Source organism: Azospirillum melinis, from assembly GCF_013340935.1.
Lineage (GTDB): Bacteria > Pseudomonadota > Alphaproteobacteria > Azospirillales > Azospirillaceae > Azospirillum > Azospirillum melinis.
Window position 1 is genome coordinate 107,096 of the sequence record NZ_WHOS01000009.1, and the last position, 18,778, is coordinate 125,873.

Annotated in this window: 11 protein-coding genes; 8 read left to right on the top strand and 3 right to left on the bottom strand. The window is 69.2% G+C overall.

Annotated elements, in window-relative coordinates; genetic code table 11:
- Nucleotides 1-26: 26 nt before the first annotated feature.
- Nucleotides 27-1,397, bottom strand: a complete 1,371-nt coding sequence (locus GBZ48_RS09325) for a sigma-54-dependent transcriptional regulator (protein ID WP_174470787.1) — start codon at nt 1,395-1,397, stop codon at nt 27-29.
- On the bottom strand, nt 1,394-3,187 hold the full coding sequence (locus GBZ48_RS09330; RefSeq protein WP_343049492.1) for an ATP-binding protein: 1,794 nt from the start codon (nt 3,185-3,187) through the stop codon (nt 1,394-1,396). Before GBZ48_RS09330 ends, GBZ48_RS09325 begins: the two co-directional genes overlap by 4 nt.
- 329 nt (nt 3,188-3,516) lie before the next feature.
- On the opposite strand from GBZ48_RS09330, the gene GBZ48_RS09335 reads away from it, so the two are divergent.
- From GBZ48_RS09335 to pseG, 6 genes are all read left to right on the top strand, one after another.
- Nucleotides 3,517-4,833, top strand: a complete 1,317-nt coding sequence (locus GBZ48_RS09335; protein WP_098737675.1) for a dicarboxylate/amino acid:cation symporter — start codon at nt 3,517-3,519, stop codon at nt 4,831-4,833.
- A gap of 238 nt (nt 4,834-5,071) precedes the next feature.
- Entirely contained in the window at nt 5,072-7,384 is a 2,313-nt protein-coding gene (locus GBZ48_RS09340; protein WP_174470788.1) for an NADP-dependent malic enzyme, read from the top strand.
- A 100-nt stretch (nt 7,385-7,484) separates the two neighbouring features.
- Nucleotides 7,485-9,527 carry a tetratricopeptide repeat protein gene (locus GBZ48_RS09345; protein ID WP_174470789.1) on the top strand — a complete coding sequence of 681 codons (2,043 nt, stop codon included), beginning with the start codon at nt 7,485-7,487 and terminating at the stop codon, nt 9,525-9,527.
- A complete protein-coding gene (locus tag GBZ48_RS09350) occupies nt 9,524-13,543 on the top strand; it encodes a tetratricopeptide repeat protein (RefSeq protein ID WP_174470790.1) in 4,020 nt (1,339 codons plus the stop codon). The genes GBZ48_RS09345 and GBZ48_RS09350 overlap by 4 nt, the downstream gene beginning before the upstream one ends.
- A gap of 172 nt (nt 13,544-13,715) precedes the next feature.
- Nucleotides 13,716-14,441 carry a sugar phosphate nucleotidyltransferase gene (locus tag GBZ48_RS09355; RefSeq protein ID WP_174470791.1) on the top strand — a complete coding sequence of 242 codons (726 nt, stop codon included), beginning with the start codon at nt 13,716-13,718 and terminating at the stop codon, nt 14,439-14,441.
- Nucleotides 14,442-14,598: 157 nt separating this feature from the next.
- Nucleotides 14,599-15,681 (top strand): UDP-2,4-diacetamido-2,4,6-trideoxy-beta-L-altropyranose hydrolase, encoded by a 1,083-nt coding sequence (gene pseG, locus GBZ48_RS09360; protein ID WP_174470792.1) that lies wholly within the window; start codon nt 14,599-14,601, stop codon nt 15,679-15,681.
- Between the two features lie 23 nt (nt 15,682-15,704).
- On the opposite strand, the gene GBZ48_RS09365 is transcribed toward pseG, so the two are convergent.
- Nucleotides 15,705-16,214 carry an RT0821/Lpp0805 family surface protein gene (locus GBZ48_RS09365; protein ID WP_174470793.1) on the bottom strand — a complete coding sequence of 170 codons (510 nt, stop codon included), beginning with the start codon at nt 16,212-16,214 and terminating at the stop codon, nt 15,705-15,707.
- A gap of 180 nt (nt 16,215-16,394) precedes the next feature.
- On the opposite strand from GBZ48_RS09365, the gene GBZ48_RS09370 reads away from it, so the two are divergent.
- Together GBZ48_RS09370 and GBZ48_RS09375 are read left to right on the top strand one after the other, a co-directional pair.
- Complete coding sequence (locus GBZ48_RS09370; protein WP_174470794.1) at nt 16,395-18,011, top strand: acyl-CoA synthetase; 1,617 nt, start codon at nt 16,395-16,397, stop codon at nt 18,009-18,011.
- Between the two features lie 4 nt (nt 18,012-18,015).
- A complete protein-coding gene (locus tag GBZ48_RS09375) occupies nt 18,016-18,753 on the top strand; it encodes a sulfite exporter TauE/SafE family protein (RefSeq protein WP_174470795.1) in 738 nt (245 codons plus the stop codon).
- Nucleotides 18,754-18,778: the final 25 nt, after the last annotated feature.

Consider the following 18,778-nt stretch of genomic DNA (forward strand, 5'->3'; position numbering starts at 1 on the left):
AACGGGGTGCAAAATGTCGCATGCCCTCAGTCGAGGAAGTCGTCGCGGCTCAGCCCATAGCGCTTGAGCTTGTCGTAGAAGGTCTTGCGCGGGATGTTCAGCGCCTCGATGGCGGCCTTCACGCTGCCGCGGTGGCGGGCGAGTTCGGCCTGGATCAACCCCTTTTCGTACAGATCGACCTGCTCGGCCAGCGATAGTGCGGAAGGTGCCGAGACCGGGGCCGGCGCCACATCCTCCAGCCCCAGAACGAACCGGTCGGCCGCGTTGCGCAGCTCGCGGACATTGCCCGGCCAGTCCTGCCCCATCAGGCGCTGCATCTGCTCGCGGCTCGGCACCCGCGGCTCGCGGTTGTAGCGGGCGGCGGCCTGGGCGACGAAATGCTGGAACAGCAGGGGGATGTCGTCGCGCCGCTCGCGCAGCGGCGGAATGGTCAGCACCACCACATTCAGCCGGTAATAGAGGTCGGCCCGGAACTTCCCGGCATCCGCCGCCTGCCGCAGGTCGGACTTGGTGGCGGCGACCACCCGCAGATCGACCGGCACCTGCTCGTTCGATCCCAGCGGTTCGACCACCCGTTCTTGGATCACCCGCAGCAGCTTAACCTGCAGGGCCAGCGGCATGCTTTCGATCTCGTCCAGGAACAGGGTGCCGCCGCCGGCATGCTCGATCCGGCCGACCCGGCGCTTGGCGGCACCGGTGAAGGCGCCGGCTTCGTGCCCGAACAGCTCGCTCTCGAAGATCGATTCCGGCATGGCGCCGCAGTTCAGCGCGACGAAGGGGTTCTTGCGCCGGCCACTGGCGGCATGCAGCGCGCGGGCGACCATCTCCTTTCCGGTACCGGTCTCGCCGAACACCAGAACGTCGGCATCGGTGTCGGCGACCGCGGCGATGGTGGTGCGCAGCCGCTCGATGCCCGGCGTGCGGCCGACGATGGTCTCCGCCGGGTCGATGCCGCCGGCAATCTGCGCCCGCAGCCGGCGGTTCTCCATCACCAGCCGGCGCTTCTCCACCGCCCGCCGCGCCACCTCGGTCAGCCGGTCGGACGGAAAGGGCTTCTCCAGGAAATCATAGGCGCCGTTGCGCATCGCCTCCACCGCCATCGGCACGTCGCCGTGGCCGGTGATCAGGATGACCGGCAGGTCGGGATCGATCTCCTGCACCCGCGCCAGCAGGGCCAGCCCGTCCATCTGCGGCATGCGCACATCGGTGACGAGGCATCCCGGCCAGTCGCGGCCAATATGGCGCAGCGCCCGCTCCGCCCCGTCGCAGGCCGTCACCTCGAACCCCGCCAGCTCCAGTGCCTGCTGCCCAGCCAGCCGCACGGCGCGCTCGTCATCGACAAAGATCACGCAGCCGGCAGCCTCTGGACCGGCGACCTCAGGAATGGACCGGCTCATTGATTCTGCTCCTTGGGAGGCTGCTCCGCGCTGGTCAGCCGCAGGGTGAAGACGGCGCCATAGCCGGGCTTCCCGGTGCGGTTGGCGGCGGTCAGGCTGCCGCCGAAATCCTCGACGATACCATGGCTGATCGACAGGCCGAGCCCCAGCCCTTTGTCCGCTTCCTTGGTGGTGAAGAAGGGGACGAACAGGCGAGGCAGGTCGGCCTCGGCAATGCCCCCGCCGGTATCGGCGACGCTCAGCAGGGCCTCGCCCTCGGCCGCGACCAGCCCGATGCGCAGACGGCGCACCGGACAGCCGCGCATGGCGTCGGCGGCGTTGCCGATCAGATTGACCAGCACCTGCTGGAGCCGCACATCCTCCGCCACCACCCGGACCGGCTGGTCGGGCAGATCGGCCTCGACAGTGATGTCCTCGCGCCGCAGCTTGGCCTCCAGCAGGGCCAGGGCCTGGATCACCGCGCCCTGCACCGACACCGGGCCCAGCGTACCGGAGGCGCGGCGAGCGAACCCCTTCAACTGGCGGGTGATGGCGGCCATGCGGTCGGTCAGTTCGGCAATCTCCGCCAGATTGTCGCGCACCGAGTCCAGCCGCCCGCGCTCCAGCAGCACCACCGCGTTGTCGGCGAAGCTGCGCATGGCGGCCAGCGGCTGGTTGATCTCATGGGCAATGCCGGCCGACATCTGGCCCAGCGCCGCCAGCTTGGCCGCCTGGGTCAGCTCGTTCTCCGCCGCGCGCAGGTCGGCGGTGGCGGCGGCGACCCGGCGTTCCAGCTCCGCCCGCGATTCCTCCTGCAGAGCGATCCGTTCCACCAGGGCCACCCGGCGCAGGGCCACGGCATAGGCGGCCAGCGCCGCCATCGCCACCGCCGCCGCGGCCAGAAGCCCGGCGACCCAAGCGTGGGCGGTCACCGGATCCAGGCTGGTCAGGCTGTGCAGGGTCCAGTCGCCGCCCGGCATGGCGACTGAGGTCAGCAGATAGCGCTTCTGCCCGTCCTTCTCCTCCAGGGCGATGCGGTCGGACGCGCCGCCGAAGGCCCAGGGCAGCACGTCCAGCCCCTCGCTGGTGCCTTCCGGGATGATCGGCAGGCTGATCGGCAGGCGGCGGGGCAGGGCGTGATAGCGCCAGGACGGCACGTTGGTGATGAACACCACCCCGTCGCGGTCGGTCACCAGCAGCCTCTCCTGGCCCGGCGTCCAGGCCGCTTCCAGCCGGTCGAAGCCCAACTTCAGCACCACCGCCCCCACTGTGCGGTTTTCCGCCACCACCCGGTTCGCGGTGTAGAAGCCCGGCACCAGGGACGTGGTGCCCAGCGCGAAATGGTGCCCCTCGCCCTGGTCCATTGCCATGCGGAAATAGGGCCGATAGGAGAAATTCTCGCCCACGAAGCTGGCCGGGCTGTTCCAATTGCTGGCCGCCACCGTCGTGCCCTTGGCGTCCATCACGTATAGCGCCAGCGCATCCAGCGCACGGGCGATGTCCTGGAGCTTGCGGTTCAGCCGGTCGACGGCACCCGGCGTCGGGTTGGCCAGCAGGGCGCGCACCTCCGCATCCTGCGCCAGGGCGAGCGGTACGGCGGCATGCCGCTCCAGCTCCGCCCGCAGATTGGCGTTGTAGAGCGCCAGCTGCGCCCGGGCGCTCTCCCGCAGATCCTCCTGCGCCAGCGACGAGGCCCAGCCCGCCGCAAGCCCGGCCGCCACCGGCACACCCAGCAGCAGAGTGGCCAGCAGCAGCCGGCGCGGCCGTTCCAGCGCCCGCGCCACCAGCTGCGCCGCCGGCGAAAGCGTCACGGCCGGGGAGGGAAGGGTGGTTGAATCTGTCGCTTGTTCGCCCGGATGGATAAGCAACGCGGCCCCTGATCATGCTGCGCCGCAACAATGATGCCGCAGCGCTGTGAAGTGTGTGGATTTTCGCACATCGCCGGACCCCGTGTCGTGCGGATTCTCGCCCTCGCCATTTCGCCAAATGCTTGATGTTGCTGGATTCAGCAATTGGCCCACCGCTTGCTTTCATAGGCAATCAGTTGGGGGCCGCCCGCCCAGCCGGCGCCGAATGCCGGACGAAAGAACGGGCACCCCGCCAGGAACGCCGTTCTGAGGAACGCCACGAGGAGAGCAGCATGAGCGCAGACGCGACCGCCGTCCGGCATGGCACGGTGAAGAAGCCCTTCTACACCAACCTGACCTTCCAGGTCCTGACCGCCATCAGCATCGGCATCCTGCTGGGGCACTTCTACCCGTCCATCGCGGTGGAGATGAAGCCGCTGGGCGACCTGTTCATCAAGATGGTCAAGATGGTCATCGGCCCGATCGTCTTCCTGACGGTGGTGACCGGCATCTCCTCGATCGGCAACCTGAAGAAGGTCGGCAAGGTCGGCGGCAAGGCCCTGCTGTATTTCGAGGTGGTGACCACCTTCGCGCTCGGCATCGGCCTGATCGTCGTCAACCTCGTCCGCCCCGGCGCCGGCATGAACATCGTCCCCGGCCAGCTGAAGGCCGACGCGGTGCAGAAATACGCCACCTCCGCCAAGGAGCACGGCTTCATGGACTTCGTCGTCGGCATCGTGCCGGACAACGTCGTCGGCGCCTTCGTCCAGGGCGACATGCTGCAAATCCTGTTCTTCGCGGTGGTGTTCGGCGTCGCGCTGTCCGCCATGGGCCAGAAGGGCAAGGTCGTCGAGGACATCTTCGACAAGATCAGCCACGCCCTGTTCGGCGTGATCGGCATCCTGATGCGCGTCGCCCCGGTCGGCGCCTTCGGCGCCATGTCCTTCACCATCGGCAAGTACGGCATCTCGTCGCTGACCGCTCTCGGCCAGCTGATGGCGTCGGTCTACCTCACCATGGCGATCTTCATCTTCGTCGTGCTGGGCAGCATCGCCAAGGCCTATGGCTTCAGCATCTGGAACTTCATCCGCTACATCCGCCAGGAACTGCTGATCGTTCTCGGCACCTCGTCCTCCGAATCCGTGCTGCCGCGGATGATGGAAAAGATGCAGAAGTTCGGCTGCTCCAAGCATGTCGTCGGCCTCGTCATCCCGACCGGCTACTCCTTCAACCTGGACGGCACCTCGATCTACCTGTCGATGGCCGCGATCTTCATCGCCCAGGCCTTCAACGTCGACCTGACGATCTGGCAGCAGCTCTACATCCTGGTCATCCTGATGCTGACCTCCAAGGGTGCGGCGGCGGTCACCGGCGGCGGTTTCGTGACCCTGGCGGCCACCCTGTCGGCCACCGGCGTCCTGCCGATCGAAGGTCTGGCGCTGCTGCTGGGTGTCGACCGCTTCATGTCGGAAGCCCGTGCGCTGACCAACCTGATCGGCAACGGTGTGGCCACCGTCGTCGTCGCCAAGATGGAAGGCGAGTTCGACGAGAGCAAGGCGGTCGCCGAATACCAGCAGCACTTCAAGGAGCCGGCTCTGGCCCGCCTGTGAGCACCTGCACAAGACGCGCGGCAAGCATGCGCGGGCCGGTTTTGGAAATTCCAAAGATGATCCATCCGGCCCGGCAAAGGTTCCTGTAAGATCAGGGGGACGCTTCGATTTGGTTCGAATCGTCCCCTTCTGTATTCCGGGTGGTTGGCGCATCAGTCCGAATGGGCTATAACCGCCATCCAGATGAAGTGAACCCAAAGAATTAACTGAAATCTCGTTAACCGGAGGAAGAGACCCGATGTCCGGCGATTTTGAGGCGATGGCGCTCGAGTATCACCGCAACCCGCGGCCCGGTAAGCTGGCAGTCGTCGCGACCAAGCCCATGGCCAACCAGCGCGATCTTGCACTGGCCTATTCGCCGGGCGTGGCCCATGCCTGCACCGCCATTGCCGAGGATCCGTCGAAGGCGGCGGAGCTGACGGCGCGCGCCAATCTGGTCGCCGTCGTCACCAACGGCACCGCCGTGCTGGGGCTGGGCAACATCGGGCCGATGGCAGCCAAGCCGGTGATGGAAGGCAAGGCCGTCCTCTTCAAGAAGTTCGCCGGCATCGACTGCTTCGACATTGAGCTGAACGAGCTGGACGTCGATGGTCTGGTCGACACCATCGTCCGGCTGGAGCCGACCTTCGGCGCCATCAACCTGGAAGACATCGCCGCCCCGGCCTGCTTCGAGATCGAGCGCCGCTGCCGCGAGCGCATGAAGATCCCGGTGTTCCACGACGACCAGCACGGCACCGCCATCGTGGTGGGTGCGGCCGTGCTGAACGGGCTGGCGCTGGTCGGCAAGGACATCTCGAAGGTCAAGGTCGTCTCCACCGGCGGCGGTGCCGCCGGCATCGCCTGCCTGGACCTGATGCTGTCGCTGGGCGTGCGGCGCGAGAATGTCTGGCTGGTCGACCGCATCGGCGTGGTCCACAAGGGCCGCAACGAGGAGATGAACGAGTACAAGGACGCCTATGCGCACGACACCGAGGCGCGCACGCTGTCCGACGTCATCGACGGCGCCGACATCTTCCTCGGCCTGTCGGGTGCGAAGGTGCTGAAGCCGGAGTTGCTGGCCCGCATGGCCGACAAGCCGCTGATCCTGGCGCTCGCCAACCCGGAGCCGGAGATCATGCCGGATCTGGCCCGCGAGGCCCGTCCGGACGCCATCATCGCCACCGGCCGCTCCGACTTCCCCAATCAGGTCAACAACGTCCTGTGCTTCCCCTTCATCTTCCGCGGTGCGCTGGACGTCGGCGCCACCACGGTGAACGAGGAGATGAAGATCGCGGCGACCCACGCCATGGCCAACCTCGCCCGCGCCGAGCCGTCGGACGTGGTGGCTGCGGCCTATGTCGGTGAATCGCTGCGCTTCGGCCCGGACTACATCCTGCCCAAGCCCTTCGACCCGCGCCTGATCGTCGAGGTCTCCTCGGCCGTCGCCAAGGCCGCGATGGACTCAGGGGTAGCCACCCGGCCGATCGCCGATTTCCGTGCCTATCAGGACCAGCTGAACCAGTACGTCATCCGCTCCGGCCTGTTCATGAAGCCGGTCATCACCAAGGCCAAGACCGCGCCCAAGCGCGTCGTCTATGCCGAGGGCGAGGACCCGCGCGTGATCCGCTGCGCCCAGGTGGTGGTCGACGACGGCATCGCGCACCCGGTGCTGATCGGCCGCCGCGAGGTGATCGAGCGGGTGATCGGCGAGATGGGCCTGCGCCTGAAGATCGGCCAGGACGTGGAGGTCATCGAGATCATCCGCGACCCGCGCTATCACAACTTCACCGAACATTACCGCAAGCTGATGGGCCGCCGCGGCGTGTCGCCCAGCCATGCCGCCAACGTGGTCCGCACCCAGCCGACCGTCTTCGGCGCCCTGATGGTCCGCCGCGGCGAGGCCGACGCGCTGGTCTGCGGCACCACCGGCCGCTTCAACGAGCATTGGGCGCACATCTGCGGCCTGATCGGCCTGCGCGACGGCGTGAAGGTCGCCGCGACGATGAACGCGCTGATCTCGCAGAAGGGCGTCCACTTCATCACCGACACCTACGTCAACCCCGACCCGACCGCCGAGCAGGTGGCCGAGATCGCCCGGCTGGCGGCTGACGAGGTGAAGCGCTTCGGCATCGAGCCGAAGGTGGCCCTGCTGTCCCACTCCAACTTCGGCAGCGCCGACACCCCGTCCGCCCGCAAGATGCGCGCGGCGGTGGAGCTGGCGTCCGAGCAGATGCCGGATGTCGAGATCGACGGCGAGATGCATGCCGATGCCGCCCTGGCCCCGGCCATCCGCAAGGAAGTGCTGCCCGACAGCCGCCTGAAGGGGGAAGCGAACCTGCTGGTCATGCCGACGCTGGACGCCGCCAACATCGCCTTCAACATGATGAAGATCCTGGGCGATGCGCAGAATGTCGGCCCGATCCTGCTGGGCGTTCAGCGGCCGGTCCACATCGTCACCCCGTCGGTCACCACCCGCGGTCTGGTCAACATGACCGCCGTCGCCGTGGTCGATGCCCAGCTCGCCGACCCGGTCAACGCCGCTCCGACCCCACCGGTCGGTGTGGGGGCGTAAATCAAGGGAGGGCAGGGGGCGCGGTGATTGCCGCGCCCCCATTCCACCGCATCGGAATCGTGCTATCCCTTACCCGTAGCCAACAGGAACGGCACGGGGCATGAGTAACCAGCGCAATTCTGGACAGCGCAATACGGGCCAGCGCAAATCCGGCAACGCCGCCGCGAACGCCGCCGCGAACGCCGCGGCTCTGGTCGGGCAGGCCGTGCCGCTGCACCAGTCCGGCCGTCTGACCGAGGCGGAAGCGCTCTATCGTCAGGCGCTCGCCGCACAACCGCGCCAGCCGGACGCCCTGCACCTGCTGGGCATGATCGCCTGCCAGACCGGCCGCTTCACCGACGCCGCCGACCTGATCGGGCAGGCGGTGGCGGCCAAACGCGACGTCCCCGATTACCACGCCAACCTCGCCTACGCCCTCCAGGCGCTCGGCCGCCCGGCCGAGGCGGAACGCGCCGCCCGCAACGCCCTGCGCCTGCGCCGCCCGTTCCCGGAAGCCGCCAACACGCTGGGCAACGCGCTGAACGCCCAGGGCAAGGCGGAGGAAGCCGCCGACGCCTACCGTGCCGCCCTGCGCGCCCGTCCCGATTACGCGGAGGCGGAGGGCAACCTCGGCACCGTGCTGCGCAGCCTTGGGCGCTCGGCAGAGGCGGAACCGCTGCTGCGCCGCACATTGGCAGCCAACCCGTCCCTGGTGGAAGCGCGCGCCGCCCTCGGCCTCACCCTGCTCGACCTGGGGCGGAGCGAGGAGGGGGAGGCTGCCTTGCGTGCCGTGCTGGCCCAACGGCCGGATCACGCGCCGGCCGCGCTCGCCCTGGCCGGATCGCTGCAACGCCGCGGGGCCGATGCGCTGCCAACCCACCGCCGCCATCTGATGCTGGAGCCGGCGGATGCCGAGGGCTGGAACGCCCATGGCCTTGCTCTCCAATCCGCCGACCGGATCGCCCCGGCCGGCGAGGCCTTCGCCCGTGCCCTGCGGCTCGCCCCGACGATGGCGGAAGCGATGACCAATCTCGGCACCGTCCGTCGCCTGCAAGGACGGATCGTGGAGTCCGCCGACCTGCAAAGCCGGGCGCTGGATCTGCGGCCGGGCTATGCCGCCGCCCAAACCAATCTGGCGCTCGCCCTTCAAGATCTCGGCGACGATGCGGCTGCCGAGCAGGAATTCACCCAAGCCCTGGAGGCCGATCCGGCGCAGGCGCTTGCCCGCTTCAACCGGGCCATCCTGCGCCTGCGGCAGGGCCGGCTTGCGGAGGGGTGGGAAGACTACGCCGTCCGCTTCGAGTCCGGCCGCCTGAAACCGAAGCATCCCTTCAATATCCCGGAATGGGACGGTGGCGACCTCGCCGGGCGCCGTCTGTTGCTGTGGGCCGAACAGGGGCTGGGCGACGAGCTGATGTTCGGCGCACTGCTGCCGGAGGCCCTGGCCCGCTTTCCCGGCACCATCGTCGAATGCGAGCCGCGGCTGGTCCCGCTGTTCCAGCGCTCCTTCCCCGGCACCACGGTGCGGGGGCCGACGCGAAGGCCAGCCGATGCAGACTGCCATCTGGGCTTCGGCTCCTTGCCACGCCTGCTCTGGCGGACCGCCCCCGTGCCGCCGCCGCCCGCCGGCTGGCTGAAGCCCGACCCGCTGCAGGTCGCAGCATGGCGGTCGCGTCTGGAGGCATTCGGTCCCGGTTTGAAAATCGGCATTGCCTGGACCAGCCAGCGACTCACCACCGAACGTCGCCAGTCCTATACGGAGTTGGAGGATTGGGCGCCCCTGCTGCGCCTGCCCGGCCTGCATGCGGTCAGCCTGCAATATGACGGGCGGGAAGCGGAGATCGCGGCCATCGAGGAGCGCCTGGGCGTGTGCGTCCACCGCTGGCCCGACCTTGACCAGATCGCCGATCTGGAGGGTACCGCCGCCCTCATGGCGAACCTCGACCTTGTGGTCACGGTGGCATCGTCCGCTGGGGAGATGGCGGCTGCGCTCGGCACTCCGGTTTGGCGTCTGGGCCGCCGTGACTGGACCCAACTCGGCACCGACGTCCGACCCTGGTTTCCCTCCATGCGCTGCATCCAGCCGGATGCCGGCGATAGCATTAAAGACGCGATACAAAAGGCGATTCACCTGCTTAACAGACTTTCCGCAGGTGATCTATGAACACTGCCGACTGGTTTGCCGAGGCGCTGCGCCATCACCAGCATGGAGCGCTGGACGCTGCGGAGCCTCTGTATCGACGGGTATTGCAGGCTGAGCCGCTCCATGCAGACGCCCTGCATCTGCTCGGCGTTCTCAACCACCAGCGCAACGAAAACCTTCAAGCCGTTGATCTGATTTCCAAAGCTGTCGATCTGGCTCCCGAAGTGGCGGACTATCACGCCAATCTCGGGATCGCTCTGCAACGTCTGGACAAGCTCGCAGAAGCCGAAGCAGCGCAGCGACGGGCGTTGGAGCGCGATCACAGCCATGTCGGCGCCCATTTCAATCTCGGCCTTGTGCTGGCGGCGCAAGGGCGTTTGGCGGAGGCGGCGGACCATTATGCGGAGGCCGCCCGGCTGTCACCCGATCTGGCCGACGCGCACCTTAATCTCGGCGCTGCCCTGCAAGGTCTTGGGCGGGCGGACGAAGCGTTGGCGTCCCACACACGAGCCGCGGATCTGCTGCCGGGCGATCCCCGTCCCTGGACCAACCGGGCCGTCAGCCTGCGCCAGCTCGGCCGGTTGGACGAGGCCGCCGAGGCCTTGCGGATGGCCTCGACATTGGGCGGAGGGGCCACCGATGCCTCGGCCTTGTCCGCTCTGGCGGCCGCACTCCACGCCGCCGGGCGGATGGAGGCCGCGGCGGAACGCTACGCCGATGCCCTGCGGCTCGACCCGCGCGATCCGTTCTGCCTCAATGGCTTGGGGCTGTGTCTTAAAGCTCTCGGTCAGCTGGAAGACGCCGCGACCTGCTTCGACGCGGTCACGGCCATTCAGCTTGACCATGTCGACGCGCTGGACAATCTCGGCAGCGTCCGCACCGCCCAAGGCCGCCCAGCCGAGGCGGAGGCCCTGCACCGGCAGGCAGTCCATCACCGGCCGGACTTCGCCGGCGCCTGGAACAATCTGGGCAATGCCCGCCACGCCGCCGGCCGCACCGCCGACGCCTGGAGGGCATGGCATACGGCCTTGGCGCTGGACCCGGTGCTGGCGGAGACCCACACGAACCTGGGCAACGCCCTTCGCAGCGCCGAGCGTTTCGCCGAAGCCGAACGGTCGCAGCGCCGCGCCATCCGCCTTGCCCCGCTGGAGGCGCCGTCCCGCAACAATCTGGGCCATCTGCGCCAGGGCCGGCACGACTATGCCGGCGCGGCGAACTGTTACCGCAGCGCCCTGGCGCTCGACCCTGCTTATGGCGAGGCGTGGAGCAATCTGGGGCTGGCCTGCCAGCGGCTGGGCGACAGCGGGGAGGCGGAGCGCTGCTACGACCGGGCGCTGATCCTGCGGCCGGACCTCTCGCTGTCCCACTTCAACAAGGGCCTGCTGCGGCTGGAGGGCGGCGATCTCGACCGGGGCTGGCACGGCTATGCCTGGCGTTTCGGATCGGGTCAGGTCGGACAGGGGCGCCGGCCCCGTGCCCCGGCATGGCGTGGCGAGGATCTGACCGGCCGACGCCTGATGATCTGGGGGGAGCAGGGTGTGGGCGACACCATCCTGTTCTCCGCCCTCTGCCCGGAGCTGGCCGGACGGGCCGTCTCCACCATTCTGGAGATCGACCGCCGTCTTGTCCCGCTGTTCGCCCGTTCCTTCCCCAGCCTGAGGGTGCGGGCGGAGGCGATGGACGGGCAGGGGCAGGAGGCGATGACGATTCCGGACTATGACCGCCACGTGCCGATGGGGTCCTTGCCCCGCGTCCTCCGCCGCCGGCTGGCTGATTTCCCGCCGCGGCCATCCTGGCTGGTGCCCGATGCCGGGCTGGTGGAGCGGTGGCGCGGACGGCTGGCGGCCCTCGGTCCGGGGCTGCGCATCGGCATCGGCTGGCGCAGCCAGATGATGACGTCCGAACGCAGCGCCGCCTATCTGCCGCTGGACGCCTGGGCGCCGCTGTTCGCACTGTCCGGCATCCAATGGGTTTTGTTGCAGTATGGGGAGGTGGAGGAGGAGGTGCGGCAGGCCGAGAGGCGCTTCGGCATCCGCCTGCACCGTTGGGACGAGCTAGACCGCAAGGACGATTTCGACGGCGTCGCCGCCCTGATCGCCGGTCTGGACCTCGTCATCTCGCCCGCCATGTCGATCGGCGAACTGGCTGGAGCGCTGGGCACCCCGGTCTGGCGCTTCGGCACCCGCGACTGGACGCAGCTGGGAGCCGGCGTGCGCCCCTGGTATCCGTCGATGCGGCTGTTCCAGCCCAGCCCCGGCAAACCACTGTCGGCGACGATGGCCGACATGGCGCGTGCGCTGCGATCCCTTTCCCCCCAACGGATACCGCCTCCCCCCCGGGGAGAGGGCTGGGGGAGAGGAACTATCCCGGATGGCGAGAGGCTGGCGGCGCAGGCGGTCGCTCTGCACCGGCAAGGCCAGTTTGCAAAGGCCGAAATGCTGCACCGGCAGGCCGTCGCCATGGCTCCGACCCAGCCGGCAGCCTGGACCAACGGCGGCCTGACCCTGCTTCGGCTCGGCCAAGTCAAGGCCGCCATCCGCTGGCACCGGCTTGCGGTGGCGCTGAACCCGGCCTTTGCCGAAGCGCTGGGCAATCTCGGCGTGGCGCTCCAGGCCGATGCCGCGGCGCCCGAGGCCGCCACGCTGCACCGCCGCACCGTCCGGCTGCGCCCAGCGCAGGCGGAAAGCTGGGGCAACCTCGCCGCAGCGCTGCTCGCCGCCCGCCGCTTCGCCGAGGCGGCAAACGCCTGCACCCGTGCGGCGGCCCTGGCACCGGCCCTTGCCGGGGTGCTGACCACGGCCGGTGCGGCTGCGAAAGGACTGGGGCGCTTCGCCGAGGCCGCCCGCCACTCCCGCCGGTCGCTGCGCCTCGTCCCGGCATCGCCCAAGGGCTGGTCGAACCTGGGCATGGCGTTGGCCGGGCTCGGGCGCTGGGACGACGCGCTGTACGCCCACCGCCATGCGATGGCGCTCGCCCCCGATCTGCCGGATGTGCTGGTCAACCACGGCCACACGCTGCTGATGCGGGGGGAGCGCCGGCTCGCCGCCCTGTTGGCCGACCGCACGCTGAGGCTGGCCCCAGGCCGGGCCGAGGCATTGATGAACCGGGCCCTGCTGCGGCTGGCCGACGGTGATCTCGGCGGCGGCTGGGCCGACTATGCCCACCGCTTCGCCACCGGCGACGCCGTGTCCCGCCGCCTCGATCTCCCCGAATGGCAGGGAGAGCCGCTGGCCGGCCGCCGCATCCTGGTTTGGGGAGAGCAGGGGTTGGGCGACGAGATCCTGTTCGGCACGGCGCTGCCCGATCTGCTCGGTCAGGCGGGAAGGGTCATCGTCGAATGCGACCCGCGCCTTGCCGGGCTCTTCGCCCGCGCCCTGCCGGCGGCAGAGGTCCGGGCGCCCAGCGCGGATCCGCGGGATGCCGATTGCCACGCGCCGCTGGGCAGCGTCGCGGCACGGCTGCGGCCGGATTTGCGGCGGTTCCGCGCGGACAGCCCGCTGCTCACCGCCGATCCCGGGCTGGCGGCGGGTTGGCGCGGGAGGCTGGCGACGCTCGGCCCTGGCTTGCGGGTCGGCATCTGCTGGCGCAGCAGCCGGATGACGGCGGACCGGGCCGGCGCCTACAGCCGGATCACACAATGGTCACCGGTCTTCAGCGTCCCCGGCATCGCCTTCGTCAGCCTGCAATATGACGGACACGACGCGGAGCGGGAGGAGGCCCTGCACCGCTTCGGCACCGCCCTGCATCACTGGCCCGATCTGGACCAACGCAACGATCTGGACGGGGTGGCGGCGCTCATGTCCGGCCTGGATCTGGTCATATCCGCACCGACCGCAGTGGGGGAACTGGCCGCGGCGCTCGGCGTGCCGGTCTGGCGGATCGCCGGGGCCGGGGACTGGTCGGTCCTGGGAACGGCGGTGCGGCCCTGGTTCCCGACGATGTCGCTGATCGGCCGGTCCGGCGACCATGACGCCGCCCTTGCTACAGTCGCGCAGCGCCTGCGCCGACTGGCTGACGGCTGCTCCCAGTCGGGGTGATCCTCGGAGAGTGAATGATTCGGCGCAATTCCGCATTGCGATTCCCGAGCGCGCCCATTATCGACTATGGCCGCCGGGTCCCGCGCAGGGTGGATGACCCGGCGCCCGCTCCGTCGTAAGCTGCTTCGGCAAGCCGAATGACGACAGCGGGACTTCAGCGAAAGGACGGTCGGTGCGGTCTGAGGACGCTCTTGCCAACATAGACGTCGCGGTGCTCGCCGGCGGGCTCGGCACGCGCATCCGGGGCGTTTTGGGTGACACGCCGAAGGTCCTGGCACCGATTGCGGGCCGCGCCTTCCTCGGTCACCTGCTCGATTATCTGTCCACCTACGGGTCGCGCCGCGTGGTGCTGTGCCTGGGCCATCTGGCCGACCGGGTGACGGCCTGGCTCGCCCGCGGGGATTCGGCCGGCACCATCGACGTGGTCTGCCAGATCGAACCGCGCCCGCTCGGCACCGCAGGCGCGCTCGGCTATGTCCGCAAGGAGTTGCGAAGCAGCACCATCCTTGTGGTGAACGGCGACACCTTCCTGGACGCAGACCTGCGCGCCTTCATCGCCTCGCACCGGCTGTCGGGGGCGGAGGCGTCGGTGCTCTGCGTGACGGTGGAGGACGCATCCCGCTTCGTACGGGTGGAGATCGGTCCCGACAGCCGCGTCCGCCGCTTTCTGGACAAGGCGCCGGGAGCGGGCACCATCAATGCCGGGGTCTATCTGTTTTCCGCCGCCTTCCTCGACCGCTTTGTCGCGTCGGGTGCGGTGTCGCTGGAACGCGACGTGCTGGAAAAGCTGCCGGCCGGCACGCTGAACGCCCATGTCGCCAAGGCCCGCTTCCTCGACATCGGCACGCCGGAAAGCCTCGCCACCGCCGCCAGCGTCATTGCCGGCCGGGAGTCCTGAGGGGGACTCCCGACGTGCCGTCCCGGGGGCCGCAATTTACCCCCGCACGCCCCCGGTCTGTCGCTGGACAGGTGCAAAGTGCCGGGCCAAGATGCTGGCCACCCCGATCCCGCGTGCCGTGGTAGGACAGCCACGCCGTCTCTTACGGACCCGCGCCATGGCCGTCATCCTCATCCGTGCCGACGCCTCGCCGACCATCGGCACCGGCCATGTCATGCGCTGTCTCGCCGTGGCGGAAGCGCTGCGCGACCAGGGGCACGAGGCGCTGTTCGCCGCCGTGGAATCCACGCCCGCCATCGACCGCCGCCTGACCTCCGACGGCTTCCGCCATGTCTCCATCGCCGGCCCGGTGGGAGAGGCGGCGGATCTGGCCGCCACCCGCTCGCTGCTGCGGCGGGAACATGGCAGCGCGGTGATGCTCGACGGCTACCGCTTCGGCGAGGCCTACCGCGCAGGGCTTCAGGCGGCGGGCGCACGGGTGCTGGCCTGGGACGACCTGGGCGACGGCACGCCGCTGCACGCCGACCTCGTCGTCAATGCGGCACCGCAGGCCGCCGCCCTTCCCTATGACGCGATGGCGCCCGGCGCCGTCCTGCTGCTCGGCCCCGGCTATGCCCCGCTGCGGCGGGAGGTGCGGCTGGCGGCACAGGCGCAACGGCTCGGCATCGCCGAACGCCCGGTGCTGCTGGTGACCTTCGGCGGTTCCGACCCGCTGGGGTTGACCGGCCCGGTCCTGGAAGCGTTGGCAAAGCGGCGGCCCGACGGCTGCCGGATCGTCGCCATCGTCGGCGGCAGCAATCCGCGCGCGGCGGAGGTGGCAGGGCTTGCCGGCGATGGGCTTGCCGTGGAGATCGATTGTCCGCGAATGGGCGCGCTGATGGCGGAAAGCGGGCTGGCGGTGTCGGCCGGCGGCGGCACCATGGGCGAACTGGCGGTCCTGGCGGTGCCGACCCTGCTGGTGGTCACCGCCGACAATCAGGCGACGGCGAGCAGCGATGCCGCGGAACTCGGCTGGAGCAGTGCCGTGGATGCCCGTGGCCGCCAACCGACCGAAGCGGCTGGGATCATAGCCGAGCGAGCGCTCGCTCTATGGGCCGATGCGGAACAGCGGCAGCGGATGCAGGATGCCGCCGCGAAATTGGCGCTGGATGGAGAGGGAGCGGTGCGCATCGCTTGCGCCCTCACCGGCCCCGCCCCCAAATCGGGCAGCGCCGCCCGGCGTCGGACGGCGCTCGCCTGAGGTTTTACCGCCGGCCGCTTGCGTCAGCTGACCACCCGCCAAGTGCCGTCCGCCTGCTGACAGGCAGTGCCGAAGCCCTGCTGGGTGCGGCCCTGGACGACGATGGTCGTCTGGTATTCGCGGCAGAGCTGGCCCTGCGGCCCGGTCCCCTCGCGCACGGGGGTGTAGGTGCCGTAATTGCCGGTCTCCGGGTTGTTCCAGCGCACGGTGCTGCCGGTCGGCGCGCTGTAGGCGTTGACCGCTGCCTGCTGGGCATAATTCTGGTCGGCACGGTCGAGCGAGGCGCCGGCTGCATTGCCCAGCGCCGCACCCAGCAGCGTGCCGACGCCCACCGCCACCAGCTTGCCGCTGCCGCCGCCGAAGCGCGAGCCTGCCAAACCGCCGACCACGCCGCCCAGCACGGTGCCGGCCGTCTGCTTGTTGGCGCTGACGCCGCCATAGGAGTCGCTGTAGCCGGGCTGGGCGCAGCCGGCGAGCGGGGCCGCGAGCAGGCTGGCGGACAGCGCGGCGGCGAGGAAGGGGCTGGCTTTCATGGTGGCTCTCGTCCTGTTGGGTCCTGTTGGGATCGACACGAAACCGTTCGTTCCTGACGCCATCAACATGGCTGACCCGCATCTTATTCCCGATGCGTGACGCGGTGCCTCGGTTGCTCCTATGATCGACCCAACGGTTCCACAAAGGAATCGACGACAAACCCTTGGGAGGGAACGAACATGCTGCCCAACGCGGACAGCTGGGAAGGGGTGTCCCGCGCCTTCGCCTGGCGCGTGCCCGACCGCTACAACATTGGCGTCGACGTCTGCGACCGCTGGGCGGAGGCGGAGCCGGACCGCATCGCCCTGATCAACAAGCGGCGCGACGGCGGGGTCGAGGAATACCGGTTCTCCGACATCCGCGCCCTGTCCAACCGCTTTGCCAACGCATTGACGGCGCAGGGCGTGGTGCGCGGCGACCGGGTCGGCATCCTGCTGCCCCAGGCGCCGGAAACCGCAATCAGCCACGTGGCGGTCTACAAGCTGGGCGGCATCGCCGTTCCGCTGTTCTCGCTGTTCGGGGTGGAGGCACTGGAATACCGGCTGGCCAATTGCGGCGCCCGCGCCGTGGTCACCGATGCGGTGGGCGCCGCCAAGATCGCCCAGATCCGCGACCGCCTGCCGGAACTCCGCGCCGTCTACCGCATCGACGGGTCGGGGCCGGGCTGCCTCGACTGGCACGGGCTGTGCGATGCGGCATCCGATAGCTTCACCCCGGCCGACACCGGCCCGGACGACCCGGCGTTGATCATCTACACCTCCGGCACCACCGGCCAGCCCAAGGGGGCGCTGCATGCCCACCGGGTGCTGCTGGGCCATCTGCCGGGCGTGGAGATGTCGCACGACCTGTTCCCGCAGCCGGACGACCGCATCTGGACACCGGCCGACTGGGCGTGGATCGGCGGTCTGCTCGACGTGCTGCTGCCGGCCTGGCACCATGGCGTGACGGTGGTGTCCCACCGCTTCGAAAAATTCGACGCCGAGGCCGCCTTCGCCCTGCTGGCCGAGTTCAAGGTGCGCAACGCCTTCCTGCCACCGACCGCGCTGAAGATGATGCGGGCGGTGAAGAACCCGCGGGCGCGCCATGCCATCGACATGAGATCGGTCGCCAGCGGCGGCGAGACCCTGGGCGCCGGGCTGCTCGACTGGGGGCGCGAGACCTTCGGCGTGACGATCAACGAGTTCTATGGCCAGACCGAGTGCAACATGATCGTCTCCTCGGCCGCCACGCTGATGGCGCCGAAGCCCGGAATCATGGGCCGCCCGGTCCCCGGCCATGACGTGGCGGTGATCGACGGCGAGGGCAACCGCATGGCGCCGGGGCAACTCGGCCTGATCGCGGTACACCGGCCGGATCCGGTGATGTTCCTCGGCTATTGGAACAACCCCGCCGCCACCGCCGCCAAATTCATCGGCGACTGGCTGGTCACCGGCGACCAGGGCGAGTTGGACGAGGACGGCTACATCCGCTTCGTCGGGCGCGACGACGATGTCATCACCTCGGCCGGCTACCGCATCGGCCCCGGCGAGATCGAGGATTGCCTGATCGGCCACCCCGCCGTCCGCATGGCGGCCGTGGTTGGCGTGCCCGATCCGCTGCGCACGGAAATCGTCAAGGCCTTCGTCGTCCTGCAGGAGGGTGTGACGCCGGACGATGCGCTGGTCGCCTCCATCCAGGAGCATGTTAAGACCCGGCTGGCCGCCCACGAATATCCGCGCGCCATCGAATTCATGGAAAGCCTTCCCATGACCACCACCGGCAAGATCATTCGCCGGGAGTTGAGGAACCGCTCGTAATATCATGATCGAATTTATTTTATTGGCTGCGGCATTTTTCGCCGGGGCGATGAATGCCGTTGCCGGCGGGGGAAGTTTCCTGACCCTGCCGGCCCTGATCTATGCCGGGGTGCCGCCGGTCGCCGCCAACGCCACCGGCACGGTCGCCCTGCTGCCCGGCTATGCCAGCGGGGTCTACGGCTATCGTCAGGATCTGACGCCGGTCGGCACGCTCAGCCTGCCGCTGCTGTCGGCGGTCAGTCTGGTCGGCGGTCTGGCCGGGGCCGGGCTGCTGCTGGTGACGCCGGATTCGGTGTTCCGCGGCATCGTGCCATGGCTGCTGCTGCTGGCGACCGGTCTGTTCGCCTTCGGCACCATGCTGGCGCAGCGTCTGCGCAGCCTGGGACTGCACGGCAACGGGGCGATGCTGGGCACGCTGTTCGCCGTCTCGGTCTATGGCGGCTATTTCAACGGCGGGCTCGGCATCCTCCTGCTGGCGCAGCTGAGCCTGTTCGGCATGACCGACCTGAACGCCATGAACGGGCTGAAGAACCTGTTCTCGGCCGTGCTGACCGCCATCGCCGTGGTGGCGTACGCCGCCGGCGGAGCGGTCGAATGGCCGAAGGCGCTGCTGATGACGGTCGCGGCGGTCGCTGGCGGCTATGTCGGCGCCCGTCTGGGCCGCCGGATTCCGAAGCCCGTGCTGCGCGCCGGCATCATCGCCGTCGGGCTGGTGATGAGCGCGGTATTCTTCCTGAAATGATCGCGCTATAGAGGGCGCAACTCCG

Coding starts and splice junctions, on each gene's coding strand:
- GBZ48_RS09325 (WP_174470787.1), bottom strand. CDS start 1,397: ATGAGCCGGTCCATTCCTGAGGTCGCCGGTCCAGAGGCTGCCGGCTGC.
- GBZ48_RS09335 (WP_098737675.1), top strand. CDS start 3,517: ATGAGCGCAGACGCGACCGCCGTCCGGCATGGCACGGTGAAGAAGCCC.
- GBZ48_RS09340 (WP_174470788.1), top strand. CDS start 5,072: ATGTCCGGCGATTTTGAGGCGATGGCGCTCGAGTATCACCGCAACCCG.
- GBZ48_RS09345 (WP_174470789.1), top strand. CDS start 7,485: ATGAGTAACCAGCGCAATTCTGGACAGCGCAATACGGGCCAGCGCAAA.
- GBZ48_RS09350 (WP_174470790.1), top strand. CDS start 9,524: ATGAACACTGCCGACTGGTTTGCCGAGGCGCTGCGCCATCACCAGCAT.
- pseG (WP_174470792.1), top strand. CDS start 14,599: ATGGCCGTCATCCTCATCCGTGCCGACGCCTCGCCGACCATCGGCACC.
- GBZ48_RS09365 (WP_174470793.1), bottom strand. CDS start 16,214: ATGAAAGCCAGCCCCTTCCTCGCCGCCGCGCTGTCCGCCAGCCTGCTC.
- GBZ48_RS09370 (WP_174470794.1), top strand. CDS start 16,395: ATGCTGCCCAACGCGGACAGCTGGGAAGGGGTGTCCCGCGCCTTCGCC.
- GBZ48_RS09375 (WP_174470795.1), top strand. CDS start 18,016: ATGATCGAATTTATTTTATTGGCTGCGGCATTTTTCGCCGGGGCGATG.